This window comes from Streptomyces sp. NPDC001604, assembly GCF_042893475.1.
Classification (GTDB): Bacteria; Actinomycetota; Actinomycetes; order Streptomycetales; family Streptomycetaceae; genus Streptomyces.
Genome location: NZ_JBIAUY010000002.1, coordinates 867,842 through 890,452, shown reverse-complemented (window position 1 = coordinate 890,452; position 22,611 = coordinate 867,842). Strand labels below are relative to the sequence as shown.

The following is a 22,611-nucleotide window of genomic DNA, read 5'->3' as shown; positions in this document are numbered from 1 at the left end:
GAAAAGCTGTTGCTTCAAATTTAAAACATGAGGTAGGGTTCCCGACCATGCACCTGCTTCAAAACTGAAGCAGATATGGACGACACCGGAGACCCGCATGCCCGACTTCCCCGCCGCCACCCCGCGCTCCCGCGTCCGGGTGCCGCTGCGCTTCCAGGACGGCTACAGCGTCGACGCCGAACTGGTCACCTTCCACGGCCTGACCGACGGCCAGGAGCACGTCGCCGTCGTCCTGGGCGACCCTGCTCCCGGTACAACGCCCCTGGTCCGCCTGCATTCCGAGTGCCTGACCGGTGACGTGTTCGGCTCGGCCCGCTGCGACTGCGGTCCGCAGCTGCGCGAGGCGGTCGAGCGGATCGCGGACCGCGGCGGCGTGCTGCTCTACCTGCGCCAGGAAGGCCGCGGCATCGGCCTCTACAACAAGCTGGACGCGTACGCCCTCCAGGACCAGGGCCTCGACACGTACGAGGCGAACGCGGCCCTGGGGCTGCCCGAGGACGACCGCGACTACACGGCGGCCGCGCAGATGCTGGGCGCCCTCGGCATCGGCAGCCTGGACCTGCTGTCCAACAACCCCGACAAGGCCGGCCAGCTCCGCAACCTGGGCATCGACGTCCAGGACCGCGTCCCCACGGGCGTCTTCACCACCGCCCACAACGTCCGCTACCTGCGCGCGAAGGTCCTCCAGACCCAGCACACGCTGCCGCTGGCGGAGCTGAGCGCGGGCTGAGCCGGGCCGATGACCGCGGCGAGCCGCTGTACTTGGCGGCGTCGGTCAGCGCGCGGGCGATCTGCCGGGTCAGACCGCAGGGCGTGGCCCGGGACGCCGGCCCCGAGCGTCGAGTGCGCCTACGGGCCCGCCCGGTCGGCCTGCGGGCAGTCGTGCCGCTGGGGCGACACGGATGGGGTAGGCGGCACCCGACAGCACCGGGTTGCGAGCCCTGCCGACCGCCGGCGCACTGCCCACGGAGAGCCACCGCGACGCCCACAGGCGCCGCAGGCTGCCCGCTGCCTCACGCGACCCCGACCGCCCGGGCCGCCAACAACCCCAACACCTCCGTGAGTTGGCGGCGCACCTCCGGATCGCCGACGCCTCCGTCCACGCCGACCGTCTCCCGCCGCACCGGGATCCTCACGCAGGCGGGCTCCACGATGTCCGCCACAGCCGCTCGTCCGTCCTCCCGCCTCTATTTTCAACCCCAACATGTTGTGGCGGAGGCGAGTTGGTGCCCACAGTCTGTGTACAAGGGTGCACCCTGCCGGACGCCCTTCTCCTCGACCGTCACCCGGGGGGCCTGTCCATGTCCGCACCGGTGGTGGGGCGGCCGCGCCGCGGCTGACGGTCGTACGAAAAAACGACACGGCGCGCAAACAACCCAAAGATCCCAAATGACTACTATCAGTGCATATATTGTCACAATACGTAGCCAAGCCAGGGCGTCGCGCCCGGGCAAGAAAGGGTCTAACCATGCGCAAGTTTCAGCGTGTTGCCGTCGTAGCCGCGGCGATCGCGAGCCTCTCCGCCTTCGGTGCCGGCGTCAGCTCCGCCCACGACCACGGCCACGACGACGAGGGCGTCACCGCGGTGGCCAACTCGCAGTCCAACGCCGTGGCCTACGACGACGACAGCCGCAGCGGGCGCCACGGCAGCCCGGACGCGGCCCCCTCCTTCACGACGGGGAGCGACTTCAACCTCGGGAACGTCACTCCGCCGGCATCCAAGTAACGAAGCGCCGCCCGGCAGGCCGAGACGAACGGCCACGGCCTGCCGGGCGCTCCGCCCGGCAGGCCGTTCATCCGGCAGCAGCCGCCTACGGCTTACTTGCCGAAGGCGTTGCTGCAGCCCATGTCCGAGCCCTCGGAGGTGCTCTGCGCCCCCGTGTTGCCCTCGCCGTTGAGCGCGTTGCCCAACAGGCCGTTGATGAGCCCGACCTCACCGAGGACGCTGATGTTCAGGTCGTGCGACCTGCAGGTGGTGCTCTGCTGGACGCCGACGCCACCGTCGGCGTGGGCGCCGCCGGCGCTCAGAAACCCGACACTCCCGAGGGCGGCGACCAGGACGGCGGCCTTGCGAAGCTTGTGCATGTCATCTCCGGTGGAGCGAAGTGGATGCGACCTGTGACAGATCAACTCCTTGCTGCCACGGGAGATTAGTGCGAAATACCCCAAAACGGATGGCAGCGCGCCAGGTTTCGTGATCTCCAAACGTGATCTCACCCGGAAGCGCCGCGGCGGACGGCGTCAGATGACGCGGAGAACCGCCCGTCGGCGGATGTCCGTCGAGGAGCGCCCCACCTTGATCTCGAACGTGCCCGGTTCGACGCACCCGGGTCGTGGCGCCGGTCCCGATGGTGTCGTCGGTCAGCCGGATCCGGTCGTAGCGGAACGTGGTGTGACCGAGGCCCGCCCCGAACGGGTAGAGCGGTGTGGACGGCATGTCGATGTAGTGGACGGCATGTCGATGTAGTCGTCGGCGTCGGCTCGGGCGCGCTTCTGCGGGAGCCGGATGCCGTCAGCCGGTGTCGGCGGTGCGGGCGCTCCAGCGCTCCTCGACCTTGGCAAGGCGCCAGTACGCCAGCGCCATGGCCCAGACGAGCACGAACAGACCGACGATGACGTAGCCGACGTTGTCCAGGTCCAGCCCGGATATCCAGCCGGTGACGGCGTCCCGCAGACCGAGCTTGTCGTGCAGCACGCCGACCAGTTCGATCGTGCCGACGAAGAAGGCCACCGCGATGGACAGCCCGGTGATCGCGAGGTTGTAGAACACCTTGCGAACGGGGTTGGAGAACGCCCACTGGTAGGCGAAGTTCATGAAGGTGCCGTCGAGGGTGTCGAACAGGCTCATGCCCGCAGCGAAGAGCAGGGGCAGGCACAGGATCGCGTACCAAGGCAGCCCGGCGGCGGCGCCGTTGCCGGCCAGGGCGAGCAGCAGGACCTCGGTCACGGTGTCGAAGCCGATCCCGAACAGGAAGCCGAGAGGGAACATCTGTCCGGGGTGGCGGATGGACTTGGTGAGGCGGCCGAGAATGCGGTTCATGAAGCCGCGCGAGTCCAGGTGCGCCTCCAGCTCCGCCTCGTCGTAGCGTCCGGCCCGCATCGCACGGAAGACGCGCACGATGCCGAACAGGGCGACGAGGTTGAGGGCGGCGATGAGGTACAGGAAGCTGCCGGAGACCGTGGTGCCCACCGTGCCGAGCACCTGGTGGGTCCGGGAGTTGTCGTTCATCAGGGTGCCGGCGAGGTGCGTGCCCCCGGCGATCAGCGCGGCCATGACGACCACCACGCTGGAGTGTCCGAGCGCGAACCAGAAGCCCACCGACACCGGCCGCTTGCCGTCGGCCATCAGCTTGCGGGTGGTGTTGTCGATGGCGGCGATGTGGTCGGCGTCGAAGGCGTGCCGCATGCCGAGCGTGTAGGCGGTGACGCCGAGACCGACCCCGAACGCCTGGGTGCCGACCGCGTAGTGATGCGGGATCACCAGGAGGAAGAGGATCCCGAAGGCGGCCACGTGCAGAGCGACGATCACGGTCAGCAGGCCCGCGGTCCTGACGGTGTCCTCGCGGCGCCAGCGAAAGGACGGGACGGCGGCCGTTTCGGGCACGCCTGGGGACACGGTCATACGGACACGCTCCAGCACCTCGTGGATCAGCTTCGTGATGCCGTGGCCGGTCTCCTGGCTGACGGGTCGTACGTCCGCCGTCCGCCTTCCCAACCGCCTTGCGGCGGCCAGTGGCTGTCCCTGCGGGACATGGGCGACGAACTCCCCGATCACAGTGGCGAGGGCCGCTCCGGACTGAGCCTCTGAAGGCTGTCACCGGCTTCCCGAACACCACGGCCCGCTCACCCTAGAAGGCCACCGGCAGCGGCTGCAAGGCTGCACAGCTGAACAGGTATGGAGATCGGCACCTGTTCGCTGCGATGATGGACGCATGCATCTCGTCCCCGCGGAACACGCCGGGCGGCGCACCATTGACGGCCATCGGGTCTGCGATGCCATCGCCGCCGTCGGCGACCCCGAGCGCGTGCGCGCCTGGGCCGATCGCTTCTCACTGCTCTCCGATCCCGGACGCCTGTCCCTGCTGTTCGCCCTCCAGGAGGCCGGCCCCATCGCCGTGTCCGACCTCGCCGTCGCCAGCGGGATGCGGGACACGGCCGTCTCCCAGGCGCTGCGTCTGCTGCGGACCGCGGGCATCGTCGAGGGGGAGAAGGACGGCCGGATCGTGCGCTACCGACTCGTCGAGGGCCCGATCTCCGCGCTGCTGAAACACTGCACGCCGGAATCGGCAGGCGAACGCGGCCCGGACTGACGGTCCGGACTGACGGTCCGGGTGGTTGCTCGCGCACCGGCCCGAAAACGCAGCAGCGCCCGACCCGACCGAAGCCGACTCAGGCGCTGCATAGCAGGTCGGAGGGCATATCCCCCGACCACCACCGGTAGGCCCTGTGGGACTCGAACCCACAACCAATGGATTAAAAGTCCACTGCTCTGCCAATTGAGCTAAGGGCCCCTGGCGATGTTGCCTCCCCGAGCATAGCCGGACACGGCCGCGTCTCCGATCGGGTATCGGGGACACGGCCGTGCCGGAGGTGAAGATCCAGCCGGAGTGTCAGGGATCTACCTTTTCGGGGGCGCCCGCGGAAGCACCCCCGGCGGCCGCCGCACGGGACGCCTCCCGGGCGAGCGTGCGTTCGTGGCCCGGGTTGAGGAACCAGTGCCGCGCCGACGCGCCCCACCACGCCGCAGCGAAGCCGAGGACGACCAGGACGGCGACCGGGGCGTAGTTGAAGCTCTCCCAGGTGACCGGCGAGACCTGGGGCAGCATGAAGAGGACCGTGATCACGCCCACCCACGCCACCGAGACGATGCCGACCGGACGCGACCAGCGGCCCAGGTGCCACGGCCCCCGCACGAAGTCGTCGCCCTTGCGCACCCGCAGCAGCGTCGGGATGACGTACGCGATGTACAGGCCGATGACGGCGATCGACGTCACTGCCGCGTACGCCGTCACATTGATCAGGTACGGCAGGCCGAGGAGCAGCGCCCCGACCGCCGCCAGCCATACGGCGGCCACGGGCGTCCGGGTCCGCGGGCTCACCGTGTGCCACACGTGCGAGAAGGGCAGCGCGCCGTCGCGTGAAAAGGCGTAGATCATGCGGCTGTTGGCCGTGACCGAGGCCATCCCGCAGAACAGCTGGGCGCCGATGACGACCAGGAGCAGCAGCTTGCCCGCCGTGGCGCCCAGGGCGTCCAGCAGGATCTGGGCCGGCGGCGCCCCCGTGGGCGAGGCGAGCTCCTTGTCGTAGGACTGGATGGCGAAGGTGAAGCCGAGCAGCAGCACGAAGCCCGCTATCCAGGACGTCCAGATGGACTGGACGATGCCCTTCGGGCCGGCCGTCGACGCGTCGTGCGTCTCCTCCGTCATATGGGCGGAGGCGTCGTAGCCGGTGAACGTGTACTGCGCCATCAGCAGGCCGAGGAGCACCACGTACACGCCGCTGCCCCAGCCCGTGTTGTTCACGAACTTGGTGAACACGAAGGAAGCTGACTGGTGGTGGTCCGGTACGAAGGCCAGCGCGCCGACGATGACGCCGACGCCGAGCACATGCCACCACACGCTGATGTCGTTGAGCAGCGCGACGATCTTCACGCCGAAGGTGTTCAGGAGGCCGTGCAGCAGCAGGATCGCCGCGAAGAGCAGGACCGTACGACCCGGTGTGACCTTGAAGTCGAACTGCAGGTTCAGGTACGCGCCGAGGAAGGACGCGGCACCGAAGTCGATGCCCGCCGTCACCGCCACCTGGCCCAGCACGTTGAACCAGCCCGTGAACCACGCCCAGGCGGCGGCCGTCCGCGGGGGCGCCAGCCGGTGGGCCCAGAAGTACAAGCCCGCGGAGGTCGGGTACGCCGAACAGATCTCGGCCATCGACAGACCGACGAACAAGGTCATCAGGCCTACGGCGACCCAGCCCCAGGTGATCACCGACGGGCCGCCCGTGTTCATGCCGAACAGATACAGGGTCAGGCAGCCGGAGAGGACCGAGATGATCGTGAAGGAGACCGCGTAGTTGGAGAACGCCGACATGCGGCGGGCAAGGACCTGCGTGTAGCCGAGCTGGGCAAGCCGTTCTTCGTCGGACAACCCCGAGTCGGAGGGTCCCGACTTCCCGCTCGCTATGGCGTCATCTGTCATGCCCCCAGCGATTCCCTCGTCAGAGTCGTGACATGCATCACAGCATGGCCAAAAAATGCCCCTTCCGGCCTGCCCGACGCCCCCGTTCCGCGCCCGCCCGCCGCAGGAACCATTGCCCCTGCCGCCGTTGTGCTGAAGGCGCCCCGCGCTGCCCCGTACGACCAGCCCGTTCTTCCCGTCACCGCCGCTCTGGCCGACGCCGACGAGCGTCTCGCAGGCCACTCCCCGACCGCCGTAGACCTTTGCACCGGCCTCCGGCGTCCGGGACATGCGAAGGGCCCGTACGACCGACGTCGTACGGGCCCTCAGCTCAGCTCAGTCGCTCAGTTCACGCGGCGTCAGCCGTTGCGCTTCCAGCGCGGCTTGTCGTCGCGGCGGCCGAAGGAGGAGCCGCCACCGGTGCCACGGTGGTCGTCACGACGGCCGTAGGGGCGCTCGTGGCCGCCGGAGCGGAAGCCCGGGCGGTCGCCCTGGCGGTCGCGGTTGAACGGGCGGTCGCTGCCACGGTGACCGCCGCGCTCGTCACGGCGCTCGAAGGAGCGTCCGGCCGGACGGTCGTCACGGCGGAAGCCACCGCGGTCGTTGTCCCGACGCTCGAAGCCACGGCCACCACGGTCGTCACGGCGCTCGAAGGAACGGCCACCACGGTCGTCCCGACGGTCGTCACGGCGGAACCCGCCACGGTCGTTGTCCCGACGCTCGAAGCCACGGCCACCACGGTCGTCACGGCGCTCGAAGGAACGGCCACCACGGTCGTCCCGACGGTCGTCACGACGGAACCCGCCACGGTCGTTGTCCCGACGCTCGAAACCACGGTCACGGTCGCGGTTGAACCCGCCCCGGTCGTTGTCCCGACGCTCGAAGGAACGGCCACCGCGGTCGTCCCGACGGTCGTCACGGCGGAACCCGCCACGGTCGTTGTCCCGACGCTCACGACGCTCGTACGACGACGGCGCCTGCGTCCGGTCCACGTCCTGCGCGGCGGGCTGCTCGGGAACCGCCACCTCGGCCGCCTCGACGGCAGCCTCGGCCACCGCCGCCTGCGCCTCGGCCACCGCGGCCTCCGGGTCCTCGCCGCGCTCGCGGGCGACCCTGGCGACCAGTCGGTCGGCCTCCTCGCGCAGCTCGGTCGCGCGCCGCTGCGCCCGCTCCAGCTGCTTGGTGAGGTGCGCGACCTCACGCTCGGCCTGCTGCGCCGCGTTGCCCGCGGACTCGGCCTGGACCTCGGTCATCGAACGGGCGCCGGTGATCTCGGCGACCTCGGGCTCGAAGGCGGTACCGGAGTTGATGAGGTGACGCCCGGCGTCGACGCCCGCGTCCTCCATCAGCCGGAAGATCTGGCGGCGCTGGTGCGGCAGCGACAGGGAGACGACCGTGCCGGTGCGGCCCGCGCGGGCGGTACGGCCGGCGCGGTGCAGGTAGTCCTTGTGGTCACCGGCCGGGTCGACGTTCAGCACGAGGTCGATGCCGTCGACGTGGATGCCGCGGGCCGCGACGTCGGTCGCCACCAGGCAGTTGACGTAGCCGTCCTTGAAGTCGGCCAGCGTGCGGGTGCGCGCGCCCTGCGTCATGCCGCCGTGCAGCGCGTCCGCCTTCACGCCCGCCTCGCGCAGCTGCTCGGCGACGCGGTCGGCACCGAGCTGCGTGCGGACGAAGATGATGGTGCGGCCCTTGCGGGAGGCGATCGCGGCCGTGACCGGCGCCTTGTCCTTGGGCTTCACGATCAGGATGTGGTGCGACATGGTCGTCACCGCGCCCTGGGCGGCGTCCACCTCGTGCGAGACCGGGTTGTTGAGGTACCGGTCGACGAGGGTCTTGATCTCGTTCTCCATGGTCGCGGAGAAGAGCATGCGCTGACCGCCGGCCGGGACCTGGTCGAGCAGCTCGGTGACCTCGGGCAGGAAGCCCAGGTCGGACATCTGGTCGGCCTCGTCGAGAACGGCGATCTGCACGTCCTCCAGGGAGCAGGCACCGCGGTTGATGATGTCGCGGAGACGACCGGGCGTGGCGACGAGGATGTCGACGCCGCGCTCCAGGGCGTAGATCTGGTTGCCCATCGACGTACCGCCGCAGACGACCTTCATCTTCAGGCCGAGGACGTCGCCGTACGGCTGCAGGGCGTCCGCCACCTGCATGGCGAGCTCGCGGGTCGGGGTGAGGATGACCGCGCGCGGCTTGTGCTTCTCGGTGCGGCCGCCGGCGAGCGTCGCCAGGGTGGGCAGACCGAAGGAGAGGGTCTTGCCGGAGCCGGTACGGCCACGGCCGAGGATGTCCTTGCCGGCCAGGGCGTCCGGGATGGTCGCGGCCTGGATCGGGAAGGGGGTGGTCACGCCGTTCTGGGCGAGCTTGCGGACGACACCCTCGGGGAGGCCGAGGTCCGCGAAGGTGACCTCGACAGCGTCCGCCGCGCCCTCAATGCCTTCGTTCTCGGGCACGACGACGTGATCAGTACTGGAAATGGACATGCGTAAGCGAAACCTTCCGGAGTCTCGTCGGCACGCGCCCGTCAACTCCGTGATTTCGCATCACGACCGCCTCTATGCGGTCAGCCACGGCAAGGGAGAGAACGCGCCACGCGGCGCTCTCTGCAATGGCGCCGGGCAATGGGATCAAACGATCTACCACCATACGCACCCTGCACACCCCGTGGCAAACCGATCCCCCGAGACGCTCGTCACGTCCCTACGCGGGTGAGCCCGCCGTCGGCGCCGGCTCCCGCTCCGCCCACTGCGGCGCCGTCTCCTCGTGCGCCGACGAGGACGGCTCGGCGACGGTCGGCTCCGGCGAGGCGGGGGTCGGCTGCTCGGTCGGCGTCGGCTGCGGCTCGGCCGTGTGCGTCGGGGTCGGCGACGCGACGGGCGGCGCGGGAACCCCGGGCTTCTCGCTCTTCCCGTTCCCGGGCTTGCCCGCCGGAGGGGCGGACCGGCCGTCCTTCGCGGACGGCGAGGCCGAGGGGGACGCCGACTCCCCGTCCTTCTCCTTCTCCCGCTTGCCGCCCTTGTGCTTGCCGTCGGCCACGCCGGCCCCGAACCCCCTGCCGGACACGCCCGAACCGCCGTCGGGCGCCTCACCGCCGCGCTGCCCCGCGGAGTGCGACGGCTTCGCGCCGCCGCCACCGTCCTCGCCCACGCTCATGCAGCCGGCGGCAGCGGCGACGGCCATGACCGTGGCGGCCAGACGGACGGGTACGTACAAGCGGCGCACGGAAAGCCACCTCCGAGGCGGGGGAAGGAGTCAACCTGCCCAACTCCCGCCGCCCACAAGAGGACACGCGCCCCGGTCATCCGTATCCCAGGGCGTGCAGCCGCGCGTCGTCGATCCCGAAGTGGTGCGCGATCTCGTGCACCACGGTCACCTCGGTCTCCGCGACGACGTCCTCCCGCGACGCGCACATCCTGAGCGTCGGGCCCCGGTAGACGGTGATGCGGTCCGGCAGCACCCCGGCGTACCACTCACCCCGGTCCGTCAACGGAGTGCCCTCGTAGAGCCCGAGCAGCTCGGGATCGTCCGTCGGCGGCTCGTCCTCGACGAACACCGCGACGTTGTCCATCAGTCGCGTCAGCTCCGGCGGGATCCGGTCGAGCGCCTCGGCGACCAGTTCCTCGAACTCCTCGCGCGTCATCTCCAGCACAGGCCCATTGTCGGCCACGGCCCGTCCGTACGAGAGCCATGGACCCGCTCGCATATCCGCGCCCGCACTTGGGCATACGGGACCAATGGCCCGCGTCCCCGCCATCGCCGCCACCGTCCTGAACCGGGTACGCAAGTCCCCGCGCACCCTCGCCCGCCACTACCGCGCCCGCCGTCCGCACCCGACCCTCGAGCTGGTCCGGCAGCCGCACCCCTGGCCCCGCGCCCTGGGTCTGGCAGCCGTCGTCCTGCTCGGTGCCTGGCTGGGGCTGCTGATCGTCGGGAACGTACGGGTGCCGGTCGGCCCCATGGACACGACGATGACCCTGCGGCCGTCCCTCAGCGGCGGCACGAAGATCAACGTCTCACCGCTCGGCGCCCTGCAGCTGAACAGCCACCATGCGCCGCTCCGCCTGGACGTGAACGTCGACCAGCTCGACCCGGTCCGCGCCCAGGCCCTGGTGGACCACCCCGAACGCCTCGCCGGCCTCCAGGACGAGGTCGCCCACGACGTCGAGCACGGCACCCTCGACGTGGCCCTGCGCTCCTGCGTCGCCGTCGTGTCCGGAGCCACCGCCCTGGGCCTCGCGGTCTACCGCCGCCCCCGCCGCGCCCTCGCCGCCGGCGGCACGGCCCTGGCCCTCCTCATGGCCTGCGGCGCCTCGGTGTACGCGACCTGGAACCCCGAGTCCGTCCTCGAACCGAAGTACTCGGGCCTGCTCTCCTCCGCGCCCTCGCTGGTCGGCAACGCCCGCAACATCGTCACCGAATTCAACGTCTACCAGAAGGAGTTGGCCCGTCTGGTGACCAACGTGACGAAGCTCTACGACGTCACGTCCACGCTCCCCGCCTACCAGCCGGACCCGTCCACCATCCGTGTCCTGCACGTCTCGGACATCCATCTCAACCCGGCGAGCTGGAAGATCATCGCGTCGCTGGTGGACCAGTACAAGGTGAACGTGATCGTCGACACCGGCGACACGATGGACCACGGCTCGGCGGCGGAGAACGGCTTCCTCGACCCCATCGCGGACCTGGGAGCGCCGTACGTCTGGGTCCGCGGCAACCACGACTCGGACCTCACGCAGCGCTATCTGCAGCGCATGAAGAACGTCCACGTGCTGGACGGCGGCCGGGCGGAGACGGTCGGGGGCCTGCGCTTCGCGGGGATGGGCGATCCGCAGTTCACCCCCGACCGTTCGAAGGCCCTGGGGGCCGCCCAGTCGGAGGAACTGGCCGGTGCCCGCCTGGCGACGGCCCTGAGCGACCAGAAGAGCGCGGGCACCCCCGTCGACGTGGCCATGGTCCACGAGCCGTCGGCGGCCCGTGGGGTCGACGGCGAGGTGCCGCTGGTCCTGTGCGGGCACCTGCACCACGAGGGCGACGAGATCCTCCCGCGCGGCACCCGGCTGCGCATGGAGGGCTCGACGGGCGGCAGCGGCCTGCGCGCCCTGGAGCACAAGTACCCGGCCCCCGTCGAGGCCTCGATCCTCTACTTCGACCGCGACACCCGCCACCTCCAGGCCTGGGACGCGATCAAACTGGGCGGCCTGGGCGAGACGACGGCGGAGGTCACCCGCCACCTCCCGAAGGAGAACCAGCCGGGAGCTTCCCCCTCCCCTTCCACCCCCACCTCACCGACCCCTGCCACCTCAGCCCCGTAAACCGTTTTGGCGATACCTCCCGCCATCCCATATGCTTCTCACGTCCCCGACGCGCTGAGAAGCGCCCAGGCGGGCCGATAGCCCTCATCGTCTAGCGGCCTAGGACGCCGCCCTTTCAAGGCGGTAGCACGGGTTCGAATCCCGTTGGGGGCACGCAAAACCGTGTGCGACACTGGTGGTCGCTCACAAAGCTTGGTCCTGTGGAGCAGTTTGGAGTGCTCGCCACCCTGTCAAGGTGGAGGCCGCGGGTTCAAATCCCGTCAGGACCGCTGAGGTTTCCTCGGAAGCCTCGTGGCTGGGTAGCTCAGTTGGTACGAGCGATCGCCTGAAAAGCGATAGGTCGCCGGTTCGACCCCGGCCCCAGCCACCACCGCCCTGTCAGGGCAAACCCCCTTCGGGAGCTTCCCGGAGGGGGTTTTTCATGCCCGTTGCCAAGAGCAGAGTGGATCATGGCGTTCCTTTGAACCGGGGCTGCCACTATGACAGCTGCATGTCAACGCTGCCCCACCGGCGTTCTCGTGACCGCACCGCGAACGCTCCCGGGAGATCCCATGCACAGACCCCGCGCCGCCCTCGGGCTGTCCCTCGCCGTGATCGCCGTGGCGGGGGTGATGAGCGGCCTGGGCAGCGGGCCGGCGGTGGCGGACCCGGGGACCGGCGGGACGCTGTACGTCAACCATGACGTGGCGTGCAGCGACAGCGGGACGGGGACGCAGAGCCTGCCCTTCTGCACCGTGCAGGCAGCGGCGGACGTGGTGGAGCCGGGGGACACGGTGCGGATCCTGTCGCCGAACGGCGACCCGTACTCCGGAGCGGTGACCCTGACACGGTCGGGGACCGGTGACGCGCCGATCACGTTCACCGGGGCGCAGCCGGGCACGAGCAACTCCCGGGCGGTGTTCGGCTGGCCCGGCTCCGCACCCGCACTGACGCTGGACGCGGTCCACCACGTACACGTGGATTCGCTGGCCTTCACCGACGACGGCGGGAACGGCGTGGCGGTGACGGGGTCCACGGACGTGACCCTCGACCGGCTGGCGATCAACCACCCGGCCCTGCAGGCCCCCGCCACGGGATCCGCGGTCAGCGTGGACGGCACCTCCTCGGACGTCACCGTGTCACGGAGCTGGATGGGCCCCTCCTACGCGTACGGCGTGCGGGTCGAGCCGGGAGCGGCCCGGGTCACCGTGACGACCAACGTGATCACCACGGTGCGGCAGGGCGGGATCGTGGTGAGGGGGACGTCCGGCGCGGACGTGACGAGCAACACGGTCCTGGCGTCGTGCGCCGGTGGAATCTCCCTGGACGGCGGAAGCTCCGGCGCGGTGGAGAACAACGTGGTCATCACCCAGGGTTCGGCACAGAGCAGCACCTGCCCGGCCCCGACCGCTCCGCTCTACGCGGTGTCGGCCGACTCCGCGGCCCAGGTCGCCGCCGACTACAACGTGGCGGCGAACGACGCGGCCTCCTCCGCCCCGCCGCGCACCGAATACTCCTGGGCCGGCACCTCCTACGCCACCAGCGCGGCCTTCCGGGCCGGGACCGGGCAGGGCACGCACGACATCGACGGGCTCCACGCGTACGTCGGGGGGCTGCCGCCCGAGCATTCCCCCCTCATCGACTCCGCCGACGCCGCCGCGCCCGGCGAACTCACCACCGACTACGCGGGCCACCCGCGTGCCGACGACCCGCTCGTCGACAACACCGGCACCGGCACCCCGCCTCCCGACCGGGGTGCCGTCGAGCGGCAGGACGTCATCACCCTCCCGTCCGGCGACGCCCCGTCGCCCTCGAGCGGGGTCGCGCCGTTCGACGCGGTGCTGAAGACCGACGCCGGCAGTTCCTGGCCCGAGAAACTCACGTACTCACTCGACTTCGGGGACGGCACCGCCCCGGCCACCGGCTCCGCGGGCACGCCGGTCAGTCACACGTACACCACGCCGGGCCGCTACCTCGCGCGCCTCACGGTCACCGACTCCGACGGGACGAGCAGCACTGCGGCGTACAGCATGGTGGCGGGTACGCCCACGCCACCGCCCGCGTCGCTGACCGCAGCCGCCGACACCACGAACGACGGCCAGACCGATGCCGGGGCCGCGCACTTCACCGTCCCGGAACCGCCGGACTCCTGGGAGGTCCTCGGCCGGGACCTGGACTTCGGCGACGGCAGCCGGACCAGCCTGGGTGACGGGGTCCCGCAGACGTTCCACCAGTACCCGGCCCCCGGCACCTACACCGCCACCCTGACCCAGACCGACCGCCTCGGCCGCACCACCACCGCCACCACGACCTTCCACGCGGCGGACGCCTTCGTAGCCGTAACCCCCCTGCACGACACCGAGAAGACCATCGCCGCCCACGGGGTCCTGAAGCTCTCGGCGGCCATCCTGAACGCCGACTCCGACGGCGTCGACGCGGCCCAACTGCAGCTCACCACCACCAACGCCAAGGCGAGCGGCTCGCTCACCCTGTACACCGACGGCACCACCCGCCCCGGCACCTCCACCCTCAACTTCGAGCCCGGCCGCACGGCGCTCAACGAAGCGACGGTCAAGGTCACCCCGACCGGCTCGGTCGACATCTACAACGGCAGCTCCGGCGCGGTCACGGTCGACGTCGCCACGGTCGGCCTCCAGTCGCACGCCCAGTACGCCGACACCTACCACCCGGCCTCCCCGGTCCGTCTGCTCGCAACCGGCCCGGTCGCCGGCGGCCGCTCGGTCACGCTGCCCGTCGCCGGCTCCCACGGCGTCCCGTCGGGAGCGAAGGCGGTGGTCCTCAATGTCACCGCGACCACCACCAAGTCGTCCGGCAGCCTCGCCGTCTCCACCCACGGCACCACCGGCTCGACCGTGACGGGCCCGTACTGGACCACCGGTCAGACCGCCTCCGCCCAGATCACGCTCCCCCTCGTGGACGGCAAGGTCGTGCTGCGCAACACCGGCAGGGGCTCCGCGAACCTCGTCACGGACCTCGTCGGCTGGTACGGCACCACGGCGAACGGCTCGGAGTTCCTGCCCGCCGCCCCCGCCCGCATCCTCAACACCCGCACCGGAACCGGCACCGGCAGGATCGCCCGGCTGGCCGCGCACTCCACCCTCAGGCTCAAGGTCACCGGCGCGCGTGGCGTCCCCGCGGCCGGAGTCACCGCCGTCGACCTGAACCTCACCGTGCCGTCCCCGTCCGGCAGCGGCTACCTGGTCGCGTACCCCGACGGCACCTCGCGCCCCGGCGTCTACTCCCTGAACTTCACCAAGGGACACACGGCCGCCAACCGCGCGCTGGTGAAGGTCGGCGCCGACGGCGAGATCGACCTCTACAACGCGGGTTCCGGCCCGGTCGACGTCATCGCCGACCTTCTCGGGCACTACGACGTCTTCCCGGCGGGCTGAGTCGACGAACAAGGAAAACGAGCAAGGAAACCGGACAGGAAAACTGACAGGGGACAGGATGGAACCCGAGATCTTCGCCTTCGCGATCGTCCGGCGTGGCTACGACCGCGCCCAGGTCGATGCCTACCTCGCACAGCTGGCCGCGGGCACGACTCCCGACACACCCCCGGCCTTCGACCTCGCCCGCCGCGGCTACGACCGGGCGCAGGTCGACGCCCGGATCGCCGAACTGCGGGCCGGCTGAGGATGGCGGTCGGGCGGCTTGGCAGCGACCCGCCGCAGCGCTACGTTCTGGCTGGTCGGCGTAGGGCCAAGGGGGGCGGGGGACGATGAGCCGGGACGAGGCCAGGGCCATCCGGGATGTCGAGCTGGAGAAGGACCGGGCCCGGTACGGGCTGCTGGCCGTGGTGATCAGCAATCTTGCGATCGTGGGCGTGGCGGCCTTCGGAGTGTGGCGACTCGACGGGGACAAGTCGGTGATCGTGGGCGTGCTCTCGGCCGCCTTCACCGCGGTGAGCAGCATGACCACCGCCTATCTGGGGATCAAGGCCGTCTCCAACACCGCCAGGTCCATCGCGCTGGGCGACGGAGGCAAAGGCCAGCAGCCGCCCGCGCCCGCGCCGCCTCCGGCGCAGCGGACGGGCTGAGCCGCCCCCCGCCGGGCCGCCGGGCCGCCGGGCGACAATTCGTTCGCCACGGATTTCCCCGGGATGAGATCCTGGATCGCGTATGTCTACGCACCCTGCCCCCGCCACCCCGGCCCTCGGCACCCTCGCCCCCCGCCTGACCGAGCTGTCCCTGCGCGATGCGCACCGGCTCGGGCGCAGGCTCGAAGGCGCGCGCAAGATCCGTAAGCCCGAGGCCCAGGCCGCCGTCCTCGCCGAGATCGAGGCGGAGATCGCGAAGTCCGAGGAGCGGATGGGCGAGCGGCGCGGCCGGGTCCCCGCCGTCTCGTATCCCGAGCAGCTGCCGGTCAGCCAGAAGAAGGACGTCATCGCGGAGGCCATCCGCGATCACCAGGTCGTCATCGTCGCCGGTGAGACCGGGTCCGGAAAGACCACCCAGATCCCCAAGATCTGTCTCGAGCTCGGGCGTGGGGTCAGGGGGATGATCGGGCACACCCAGCCCCGTCGTATCGCCGCCCGTACGGTCGCCGAGCGCGTGGCCGAGGAGCTGGACACCCCGCTCGGCGAGGCCGTCGGCTGGAAGGTGCGGTTCACCGACCAGGTGAACCAGGACTCGACCTTCATCAAGCTGATGACGGACGGCATCCTGCTCGCCGAGATCCAGACCGACCGCGAGCTGCGCGCCTACGACACGATCATCATCGACGAGGCCCACGAGCGGTCCCTCAACATCGACTTCCTGCTCGGCTACCTCGCGCAGCTGCTGCCGAAGCGGCCCGATCTCAAGGTCGTGATCACCTCCGCGACCATCGATCCCGAGCGCTTCTCCCGGCACTTCGGCGACGCGCCGATCATCGAGGTCAGCGGGCGGACGTATCCGGTGGAGGTGCGCTATCGCCCGCTCCTCGAGGAGGACGGCGACGACTCCGACCGCGACCAGATCACCGCGATCTGCGACGCGGTCGAGGAGCTCCAGGGCGAGGGCAAGGGCGACATCCTCGTCTTCCTCTCGGGCGAGCGCGAGATCCGCGACACGGCGGACGCGCTGGTCAAGAAGAACTACCGGTTCACCGAGGTGCTGCCCCTCTACGCCCGGCTCTCGCACGCCGAGCAGCACCGCGTCTTCCAGCCGCACACGGGCCGCAGGATCGTTCTGGCCACGAACGTCGCCGAGACCTCGCTGACCGTCCCGGGCATCAAGTACGTCATCGACCCCGGCTTCGCCCGGATCAGCCGCTACAGCCACCGCACCAAGGTCCAGCGCCTGCCGATCGAGCCGATCTCGCAGGCCAGCGCCAACCAGCGCAAGGGCCGCTGCGGCCGTACGTCCGACGGCATCTGCATCCGCCTCTACTCCGAGGACGACTTCCTCGCCCGCCCGGAGTTCACGGACGCGGAGATCCTCCGTACGAACCTGGCGTCCGTCATCCTGCAGATGACCGCGGCCGGCCTCGGCGACATCGAGAAGTTCCCCTTCATCGACCCGCCGGACCACCGCAACATCCGCGACGGCGTGCAGCTGCTCCAGGAGCTGCACGCGCTGGACCCGGCGGAGAAGGACGTACGCAAGCGGCTCACCCCGACCGGCCGCAGGCTCGCCCAGCTGCCGGTCGACCCGCGGCTGGCCCGTATGGTCCTGGAGGCCGACAAGAACGGCTGTGTCCGCGAGGTCATGGTCATAGCCGCCGCACTGTCCATCCAGGACCCGCGCGAGCGCCCCGCGGACAAGCAGGCCCAGGCGGACCAGCAGCACGCCCGCTTCAAGGACGAGACGAGCGACTTCCTCGCCTACCTCAACCTGTGGCGGTACGTCCGCGAGCAGCAGAAGGAGCGGGGTTCGAGCTCCTTCCGCCGTATGTGCAAGCAGGAGTACCTCAACTTCCTGCGCATTCGCGAATGGCAGGACATCTACACGCAGTTGAGGACGGTCGCCAAGCAGATGGGCATCCACCTCAACGAGGAAGACGCCCCCGCCGACCGCATCCATGTGTCGCTCCTCGCCGGGCTGCTCTCGCACATCGGCATGAAGGACGTGAAGAACGCCGGGGGGGAGGGCGGGAAAAACACAGCGAAGAACGAGTATCTGGGCGCCCGCAACGCCAAGTTCGCGATCTTCCCGGGCTCGGCCCTGTTCAGGAAACAGCCGCGGTTCGTGATGTCCGCGGAGCTGGTGGAGACGTCCCGGCTGTGGGCCCGCGTCAACGCGAAGATCGAGCCGGAGTGGGTCGAGCCGCTCGCGGAGCATCTGCTGAAGCGGACGTACAGCGAACCGCACTGGGAGAAGGACCAGGCGGCCGTGATGGCGTACGAGAAGGTCACGCTGTACGGCGTCCCGATCGTCGCCCAGCGCAAGGTGAACTACGGCCGGATCGACCCCGAGGTCAGCCGCGAGCTGTTCATCCGCAACGCGCTCGTCGAGGGCGACTGGCGCACGCACCACAAGTTCTTCGCCGACAACCGCAGGCTGCTGAGCGAGGTCGAGGAGCTGGAGCACCGCGCCCGGCGCCGGGACATCGTCGTCGACGACGACACGCTGTTCGACTTCTACGACCAGAAGGTGCCCGAACACGTCGTCTCCGGCGCCCACTTCGACTCCTGGTGGAAGCGGAAGCGTCAGGAGCAGCCGGAGTTCCTGGACTTCGAGCGGGAAATGCTCATCCGGGAGTCGGCGGAGGCGGTCACCAAGGCCGACTATCCGGACTCCTGGCGGCAGGGGCCGCTGAAGTTCCGTGTGACGTACCAGTTCGAGCCGGGCTCGGACGCCGACGGTGTGACGGTCCACATCCCGCTCCAGGTCCTCAACCAGGTGACGGACGAGGGCTTCGACTGGCAGATCCCGGGCCTGCGGGAGGAACTCGTCACCGAGCTGATCCGCTCCCTGCCGAAGCCGATCCGCCGCAACTACGTGCCGGCACCGAACTTCGCCAAGCGCTTCCTGGACACGGCGTCGTCCCCGGAGGGGCGCAATCAGGCACAGTCGTTGCAGGAGCCTTTGACGGTGACGATGGCGCGCGAGCTGAAGCGCATGGTCGGCGCCCCCTTCGAGGCGTCCGACTTCGACTGGTCGAAGGTCCCGGACCATCTGCGCATCACCTTCCGCATCGTCGACGAGCGGCGGCGCAAGCTCGCCGAGGACAAGGACCTGGAGGCGCTTCGGCTCCAGCTGAAGCCGAAGGCCCGCAAGGCCCTCTCCCAGGCCGCCGCGGCCACCGCCTCGCGCGAGGGCGGCCAGTCCCTGGAGCGCAAGGGCCTGACGGACTGGACGATCGGCTCCCTGACCCGCGTGTTCGAGACGCGCCGGGCGGGCCAGCCGGTGAAGGCGTACCCGGCGCTGGTCGACGACGGCGACACGGTCTCGGTCCGCCTCTTCGACACGGAGGCGGAACAGGCGGAGGCGATGTGGAAGGGCACGCGCAGGCTGATCCTGCGCAACATCCCGGTCAACCCTGCAAAGTTCGCGTCCGAGAAGCTGACGAACGCCCAGAAGCTCGCCCTGTCCGCGAATCCGCACGGCTCGATCCAGGGCCTGTTCGACGACTGCGCGATGGCGGCGGCGGACAAGCTGATCGGGGACTTCGGGGGCCCGGCCTGGGACGAGGAGTCGTACCGGAAGCTGTACGACAAGGTGCGCGCGGAGATCGTGGACACCACGGTCCGTACGGTGGGGCAGGTGCAGCAGGTGCTGGCCGCCTGGCAGGCCTGTGAGCGCCGTCTGAAGGCCGTACGCAGCCCCGCGCTGCTCCCGAACCTCCAGGACGTCCGGGGGCAGCTGGACGGCCTCGTGAAGCCCGGCTTCGTCACGGAGACGGGCCTTCGGCGGCTGCCGGACCTGATGCGCTACCTGGTGGCCGCGGACCGTCGGCTCCAGCAGATGCCGACGGGTGTCCAGCGGGACACGACGCGCATGGAGAAGGTCCACGAGATGCAGGACGAGTACGCGTGGCTGCTGGAACAGCTGCCCCAGGGCCGCCCGGTCCCGTCCTCCGTCACGGACATCCGCTGGATGATCGAGGAGCTGAGGGTCAGCTACTTCGCCCACGCGCTGGGCACGGCGTACCCGGTCTCCGACAAGCGGATCGTGAAGGCGATCGACGCGGCCGTCCCGTAACCGCCCGCACACAGGGGGTGAGTTCGACCAGCGGGCTCACCCTCCTGTACAGTCTCTTCTCGCAGCGCAACGCACGAATGGCGCCGCGAAACCTGGTCCTGTGGAGCAGTTTGGAGTGCTCGCCACCCTGTCAAGGTGGAGGCCGCGGGTTCAAATCCCGTCAGGACCGCAGCGAGAGGCCTGCACCAACAAGGTGCGGGCCTTCTTCATGCCCACACAGGTGGAGGCCGCGCCCGCGGCGCAGCCGCAATCGAGTACGGCAAATCCCGTCAGGACCGCAGCGAGAGGCCCACACCAACACGGTGCGGGCCTTTCTCCATGCCCACACAGGTGGAGGCCGCGCCCGCGGCGCAGCCGCAATCGAGTACAGCAAATCCCGTCAGGACCGCAGCGAGAGACCCGCACCAACACGGTGCGGGCCTTCTTCATGCCCGGCGCGGGGCCGAAGCGGGGGCCGGGGCCGGCAGCCCCAGGGCGGTCACGGCAGCGTGGTCACCCCATGCTCAGGCGTTCGGCGGAGCCCCATGCCGTCTTGACGGCGTCACATTCCATCGGTACCCAGAAGACAGGGCCGTTCCCCGTTCGGCCCCGTGGAGGTGGCGTATGGCGGCGTCGGTCAGGCACGAGACACGGGCCCTGCTCCGTGCGCATCTGTCGGCCGCTTCCTCGTACGGCCACCTGACCCGCCACTGCCCGATATGCCACCACCTGCTGCGGCTGGCGCTGGACTCGCCGAGGAGCGCTGAGATCCCGGACGAGGTCGTCGAGGACGAAAGCGCCGCCGGCGCATGACGGCCGCCCACCCCAACGCCCGCTCAGCCAAGGGGATCTGGACCGCGTAACTCCTCTAGCGCACGGACGCCGACGGCAACAAGGAGCGCGGCATGTGACGGGTGTCACCGCATGAGTTTCTGAAACCGCGGTACTTACACCCCGCCTACAAGTGGTCAATTTTATATGTGCAATTGCACCACTCGGGGACCCCTCCGGGAGGCCGCCGCAGGACGCCACCCAGCCCCGCCCCACAGGCGATCCGACACCCGCCCCCAGACTCCGACAAGGCCGCTCACAGCACCCCCGCCCGGGCACTCCGGGCGCACAAAAAAGATCGCGCTGGACCCGGCGGAGTCCAGCGCGATCGACGACGCACCCTGTTACTTGCTTGGAAAGCTCTGAAGAGCGTGGGCGTGGAGCCTGTTGGGGCAGACCCCGCGTCGCTTGGAGCCAGGGTTCGGGCGCTGCGGCAAGTGGGGGACCTGCCGGTTTGCCCGGTTATGCAGTTGTTCAGGCCTCGCTGCGCTGCTGCGGGATGCCCGCGAGCAGTGCACGGACCTCCGCCTCGCGGTAGCGGCGGTGCCCGCCGAGCGTTCGAATCGAAGTGAGCTTTCCGGCCTTCGCCCACCGCGTGACCGTCTTGGGGTCGACGCGGAACATCGTGGCGACCTCAGCCGGGGTCAGCAGCGGCTCGGCATCAGGGGTGCGAGCGGTCATGAGCGGCCTCCTCGGGAGAACCGAACCTTCTCGGTTCTTTCCTCTAAATTCTGCACCTTGACCCGCGTTGCCCGAAATGATGGACGCGGGTCGAGTCGGTTATAGGACGAACGGCTTGTCCTCGGCACTACAACTACACCATCTGTCCAGCCGCGTCGGCCAAACCGATGGAATTGCCCCTCCAGGTGTTCATCAGCGACGGAAGCCGATGGACCATGCCATAGCGGACAGTCACGCCACTGTGACGATCAGTCACAGGACAATCAGGAGCCACGAGACCCCCCAAAGCGTGCAATGCTGAGATTCCGCCCACAGTGGTACGCACTGGGACGGACGGAGCCCTCCCCGGACTCCTTGTCCTATTTTGGCACGAGGAGGGGCAAGGGGCGCAAGGGCCGCGTAAGTGCGGTCCGTCACGCTTGGCACAGCTTGAGATGAACGCCCGGATCGGGACCTACGTCCCATGTTGACGAAACCTCAGGAAACTCAGAGCACACTTCGGTGCGAGGACGAAACCCCAAAACGGGCGATTCGTCAAACGTCAGTTCGTTACCTGAGGTGGCTCTCAGTTGGCCGAGCGCCGGTCCCGGACCGCCCGCCAGCGCTCCACCAGCCGGGCGTACGCCGCCCCCGCGGCCACTCCGTCGCCCTGCCGCAGCGCCTCGATGCCCTCGGCGACGTCCGCCGCGGAGTGATCGTCCTCGAGCTCGCCGGCCGGCAGCGCGTGCACCAGGCCGCCGTAGTCCAGCTCCACCGTCGAGCGCGGATGGAACTCCTCCAGCCAGCGCCCCACGTCCACCAGGCCGTCGATCAGCGGCCCCTCGTCGATGCCGTCCTTCAGGGCCCGCAGCGCCCGCGCCACCCGCCGTCGCGCCTGCACCATCGGCGTCTGGTAGCGCAGCATCGGAGGGATCTCGCCGGAGCCCTTGTCGAAGCGCCGTTCCTCGTCCGCCACCAGCACGAACCAGTGCAGGGGCACCTGCCAGGTCGCCGTGCGGATCCACGGGCGGGCGTCCGGGTTGCGCACCAGCCAGCGCTCGTAGTCCTGGGCCGCCTGGCGTCGTACGACCTCCGGGAGCACCGCGTCCAGGACCGGCTTCGGCAGTTCCTCGGGGAGCTCCTGAAGGGCCTGCCAGCCGCGCAGCCGGGTCCGCCAGGGGCACACGCACAGCACCCCTTCGGCCTGCAGCACGAACGCGTCGCTGCTCTCGTGCACCGGCACCGGGATCGGCGGGGTGGGCACCAAGTCGGCCAGGGAGCGGCGCAGTTCGTCCTGGTACGAGGGGCGGTCGGCGCGCCGGGCGTAGCGCGCCCAGTGGCTGCGCTCCGGCTCGGGGAAGGCGGCCAGTGGCTCGTACACGCGCAGATACGTCGCGTACGGGACGATCACCGAGGACACCTTGGGCACGCCTGCTCCCTCCCCCGCCCACCACCGGGAAAACCTGCGGAACCCGCTCACAAACCGGCGGGAAATCTATGCAAATCGTCGCACGGACGTACTCCGGG

General features: G+C 69.9%; 18 protein-coding genes, 5 tRNA genes and 1 riboswitch. Of the genes, 13 read left to right on the top strand and 10 right to left on the bottom strand.

The genetic code is table 11. The features are described from left to right. The first annotated feature begins 97 nt into the window (after positions 1-97). A complete protein-coding gene (ribA, locus tag ACFY1E_RS09465; RefSeq protein ID WP_389073282.1) occupies positions 98-730 on the top strand; it encodes a GTP cyclohydrolase II in 633 nt (210 codons plus the stop codon). A 283-nt stretch (positions 731-1,013) separates the two neighbouring features. On the opposite strand, the gene ACFY1E_RS09460 is transcribed toward ribA, so the two are convergent. After that, positions 1,014-1,163: a hypothetical protein gene (locus tag ACFY1E_RS09460; RefSeq protein ID WP_389073279.1), complete on the bottom strand. Its 150-nt coding sequence runs from the start codon at positions 1,161-1,163 to the stop codon at positions 1,014-1,016. Between the two features lie 305 nt (positions 1,164-1,468). Between ACFY1E_RS09460 and ACFY1E_RS09455 the strand changes: the two genes are divergently transcribed. Further along, entirely contained in the window at positions 1,469-1,726 is a 258-nt protein-coding gene (locus ACFY1E_RS09455; RefSeq protein WP_389073276.1) for a hypothetical protein, read from the top strand. A gap of 92 nt (positions 1,727-1,818) precedes the next feature. Here ACFY1E_RS09455 and ACFY1E_RS09450 read toward each other — a convergent pair whose 3' ends face one another. Together ACFY1E_RS09450 and ACFY1E_RS09445 are read right to left on the bottom strand one after the other, a co-directional pair. Further along, positions 1,819-2,085, bottom strand: a complete 267-nt coding sequence (locus ACFY1E_RS09450) for a hypothetical protein (protein ID WP_389073274.1) — start codon at positions 2,083-2,085, stop codon at positions 1,819-1,821. A gap of 427 nt (positions 2,086-2,512) precedes the next feature. Beyond that, positions 2,513-3,622 carry a HoxN/HupN/NixA family nickel/cobalt transporter gene (locus ACFY1E_RS09445; protein WP_389073271.1) on the bottom strand — a complete coding sequence of 370 codons (1,110 nt, stop codon included), beginning with the start codon at positions 3,620-3,622 and terminating at the stop codon, positions 2,513-2,515. 26 nt (positions 3,623-3,648) lie between these two features. Further along, positions 3,649-3,852: riboswitch (cobalamin riboswitch) on the bottom strand. 80 nt (positions 3,853-3,932) lie between these two features. On the opposite strand from ACFY1E_RS09445, the gene ACFY1E_RS09440 reads away from it, so the two are divergent. Then, positions 3,933-4,310, top strand: coding sequence for an ArsR/SmtB family transcription factor (locus ACFY1E_RS09440; RefSeq protein ID WP_389073269.1), 378 nt, complete (start codon positions 3,933-3,935; stop codon positions 4,308-4,310). Positions 4,311-4,438: 128 nt separating this feature from the next. Here ACFY1E_RS09440 and ACFY1E_RS09435 read toward each other — a convergent pair. The 5 genes from ACFY1E_RS09435 to ACFY1E_RS09415 form a co-directional block, all read right to left on the bottom strand. Further along, positions 4,439-4,511 (bottom strand) — tRNA-Lys (locus ACFY1E_RS09435). Positions 4,512-4,610: 99 nt separating this feature from the next. Beyond that, entirely contained in the window at positions 4,611-6,194 is a 1,584-nt protein-coding gene (locus ACFY1E_RS09430; RefSeq protein WP_389073266.1) for an amino acid permease, read from the bottom strand. 338 nt (positions 6,195-6,532) lie between these two features. Continuing rightward, complete coding sequence (locus ACFY1E_RS09425; protein ID WP_389073264.1) at positions 6,533-8,659, bottom strand: DEAD/DEAH box helicase; 2,127 nt, start codon at positions 8,657-8,659, stop codon at positions 6,533-6,535. A gap of 217 nt (positions 8,660-8,876) precedes the next feature. Continuing rightward, positions 8,877-9,398, bottom strand: a complete 522-nt coding sequence (locus ACFY1E_RS09420) for a hypothetical protein (RefSeq protein ID WP_389073261.1) — start codon at positions 9,396-9,398, stop codon at positions 8,877-8,879. 76 nt (positions 9,399-9,474) lie between these two features. After that, entirely contained in the window at positions 9,475-9,825 is a 351-nt protein-coding gene (locus ACFY1E_RS09415) for a metallopeptidase family protein (protein WP_389073259.1), read from the bottom strand. A gap of 85 nt (positions 9,826-9,910) precedes the next feature. Here ACFY1E_RS09415 and ACFY1E_RS09410 point away from each other — a divergent pair, with 85 nt between their 5' ends. The 10 genes from ACFY1E_RS09410 (at position 9,911) to ACFY1E_RS09365 (ending at position 20,406) form a co-directional block, all read left to right on the top strand. Beyond that, positions 9,911-11,488 (top strand): metallophosphoesterase, encoded by a 1,578-nt coding sequence (locus ACFY1E_RS09410; protein WP_389073256.1) that lies wholly within the window; start codon positions 9,911-9,913, stop codon positions 11,486-11,488. Positions 11,489-11,568: 80 nt separating this feature from the next. Then, positions 11,569-11,641 (top strand) — tRNA-Glu (locus ACFY1E_RS09405). 41 nt (positions 11,642-11,682) lie between these two features. Continuing rightward, positions 11,683-11,757, top strand: a tRNA-Asp gene (locus tag ACFY1E_RS09400). Between the two features lie 24 nt (positions 11,758-11,781). After that, positions 11,782-11,858, top strand: a tRNA-Phe gene (locus ACFY1E_RS09395). Positions 11,859-12,039: 181 nt separating this feature from the next. Beyond that, positions 12,040-14,880 (top strand): PKD domain-containing protein, encoded by a 2,841-nt coding sequence (locus tag ACFY1E_RS09390; RefSeq protein WP_389073254.1) that lies wholly within the window; start codon positions 12,040-12,042, stop codon positions 14,878-14,880. Between the two features lie 58 nt (positions 14,881-14,938). Beyond that, a complete protein-coding gene (locus ACFY1E_RS09385) occupies positions 14,939-15,124 on the top strand; it encodes a DivIVA domain-containing protein (protein ID WP_389073251.1) in 186 nt (61 codons plus the stop codon). A gap of 85 nt (positions 15,125-15,209) precedes the next feature. Further along, positions 15,210-15,527, top strand: a complete 318-nt coding sequence (locus ACFY1E_RS09380; protein ID WP_389073249.1) for a hypothetical protein — start codon at positions 15,210-15,212, stop codon at positions 15,525-15,527. Positions 15,528-15,609: 82 nt separating this feature from the next. Further along, positions 15,610-19,614 (top strand): ATP-dependent RNA helicase HrpA, encoded by a 4,005-nt coding sequence (hrpA, locus tag ACFY1E_RS09375; RefSeq protein WP_389073247.1) that lies wholly within the window; start codon positions 15,610-15,612, stop codon positions 19,612-19,614. 94 nt (positions 19,615-19,708) lie between these two features. Further along, positions 19,709-19,783, top strand: a tRNA-Asp gene (locus ACFY1E_RS09370). Between the two features lie 434 nt (positions 19,784-20,217). Continuing rightward, on the top strand, positions 20,218-20,406 hold the full coding sequence (locus tag ACFY1E_RS09365; protein WP_389073245.1) for a DUF6274 family protein: 189 nt from the start codon (positions 20,218-20,220) through the stop codon (positions 20,404-20,406). Between the two features lie 492 nt (positions 20,407-20,898). On the opposite strand, the gene bldC is transcribed toward ACFY1E_RS09365, so the two are convergent. Next, positions 20,899-21,105, bottom strand: coding sequence for a developmental transcriptional regulator BldC (gene bldC, locus ACFY1E_RS09360; RefSeq protein WP_003949541.1), 207 nt, complete (start codon positions 21,103-21,105; stop codon positions 20,899-20,901). Between the two features lie 565 nt (positions 21,106-21,670). Further along, positions 21,671-22,513: a hypothetical protein gene (locus ACFY1E_RS09355; RefSeq protein ID WP_389073243.1), complete on the bottom strand. Its 843-nt coding sequence runs from the start codon at positions 22,511-22,513 to the stop codon at positions 21,671-21,673. Positions 22,514-22,611: the final 98 nt, after the last annotated feature.

Excerpts from the sequence above, each read along its gene's own strand:
- ACFY1E_RS09440 (WP_389073269.1), top strand. The coding sequence starts at position 3,933 with ATGCATCTCGTCCCCGCGGAACACGCCGGGCGGCGCACCATTGACGGC.
- hrpA (WP_389073247.1), top strand. The coding sequence starts at position 15,610 with ATGTCTACGCACCCTGCCCCCGCCACCCCGGCCCTCGGCACCCTCGCC.
- ACFY1E_RS09445 (WP_389073271.1), bottom strand. The coding sequence starts at position 3,622 with ATGACCGTGTCCCCAGGCGTGCCCGAAACGGCCGCCGTCCCGTCCTTT.
- ACFY1E_RS09425 (WP_389073264.1), bottom strand. The coding sequence starts at position 8,659 with ATGTCCATTTCCAGTACTGATCACGTCGTCGTGCCCGAGAACGAAGGC.
- ACFY1E_RS09455 (WP_389073276.1), top strand. The coding sequence starts at position 1,469 with ATGCGCAAGTTTCAGCGTGTTGCCGTCGTAGCCGCGGCGATCGCGAGC.
- ribA (WP_389073282.1), top strand. The coding sequence starts at position 98 with ATGCCCGACTTCCCCGCCGCCACCCCGCGCTCCCGCGTCCGGGTGCCG.
- ACFY1E_RS09410 (WP_389073256.1), top strand. The coding sequence starts at position 9,911 with ATGGCCCGCGTCCCCGCCATCGCCGCCACCGTCCTGAACCGGGTACGC.
- ACFY1E_RS09380 (WP_389073249.1), top strand. The coding sequence starts at position 15,210 with ATGAGCCGGGACGAGGCCAGGGCCATCCGGGATGTCGAGCTGGAGAAG.
- ACFY1E_RS09450 (WP_389073274.1), bottom strand. The coding sequence starts at position 2,085 with ATGCACAAGCTTCGCAAGGCCGCCGTCCTGGTCGCCGCCCTCGGGAGT.
- bldC (WP_003949541.1), bottom strand. The coding sequence starts at position 21,105 with ATGACCGCTCGCACCCCTGATGCCGAGCCGCTGCTGACCCCGGCTGAG.
- ACFY1E_RS09430 (WP_389073266.1), bottom strand. The coding sequence starts at position 6,194 with ATGACAGATGACGCCATAGCGAGCGGGAAGTCGGGACCCTCCGACTCG.
- ACFY1E_RS09365 (WP_389073245.1), top strand. The coding sequence starts at position 20,218 with ATGGCGGCGTCGGTCAGGCACGAGACACGGGCCCTGCTCCGTGCGCAT.
- ACFY1E_RS09390 (WP_389073254.1), top strand. The coding sequence starts at position 12,040 with ATGCACAGACCCCGCGCCGCCCTCGGGCTGTCCCTCGCCGTGATCGCC.
- ACFY1E_RS09385 (WP_389073251.1), top strand. The coding sequence starts at position 14,939 with ATGGAACCCGAGATCTTCGCCTTCGCGATCGTCCGGCGTGGCTACGAC.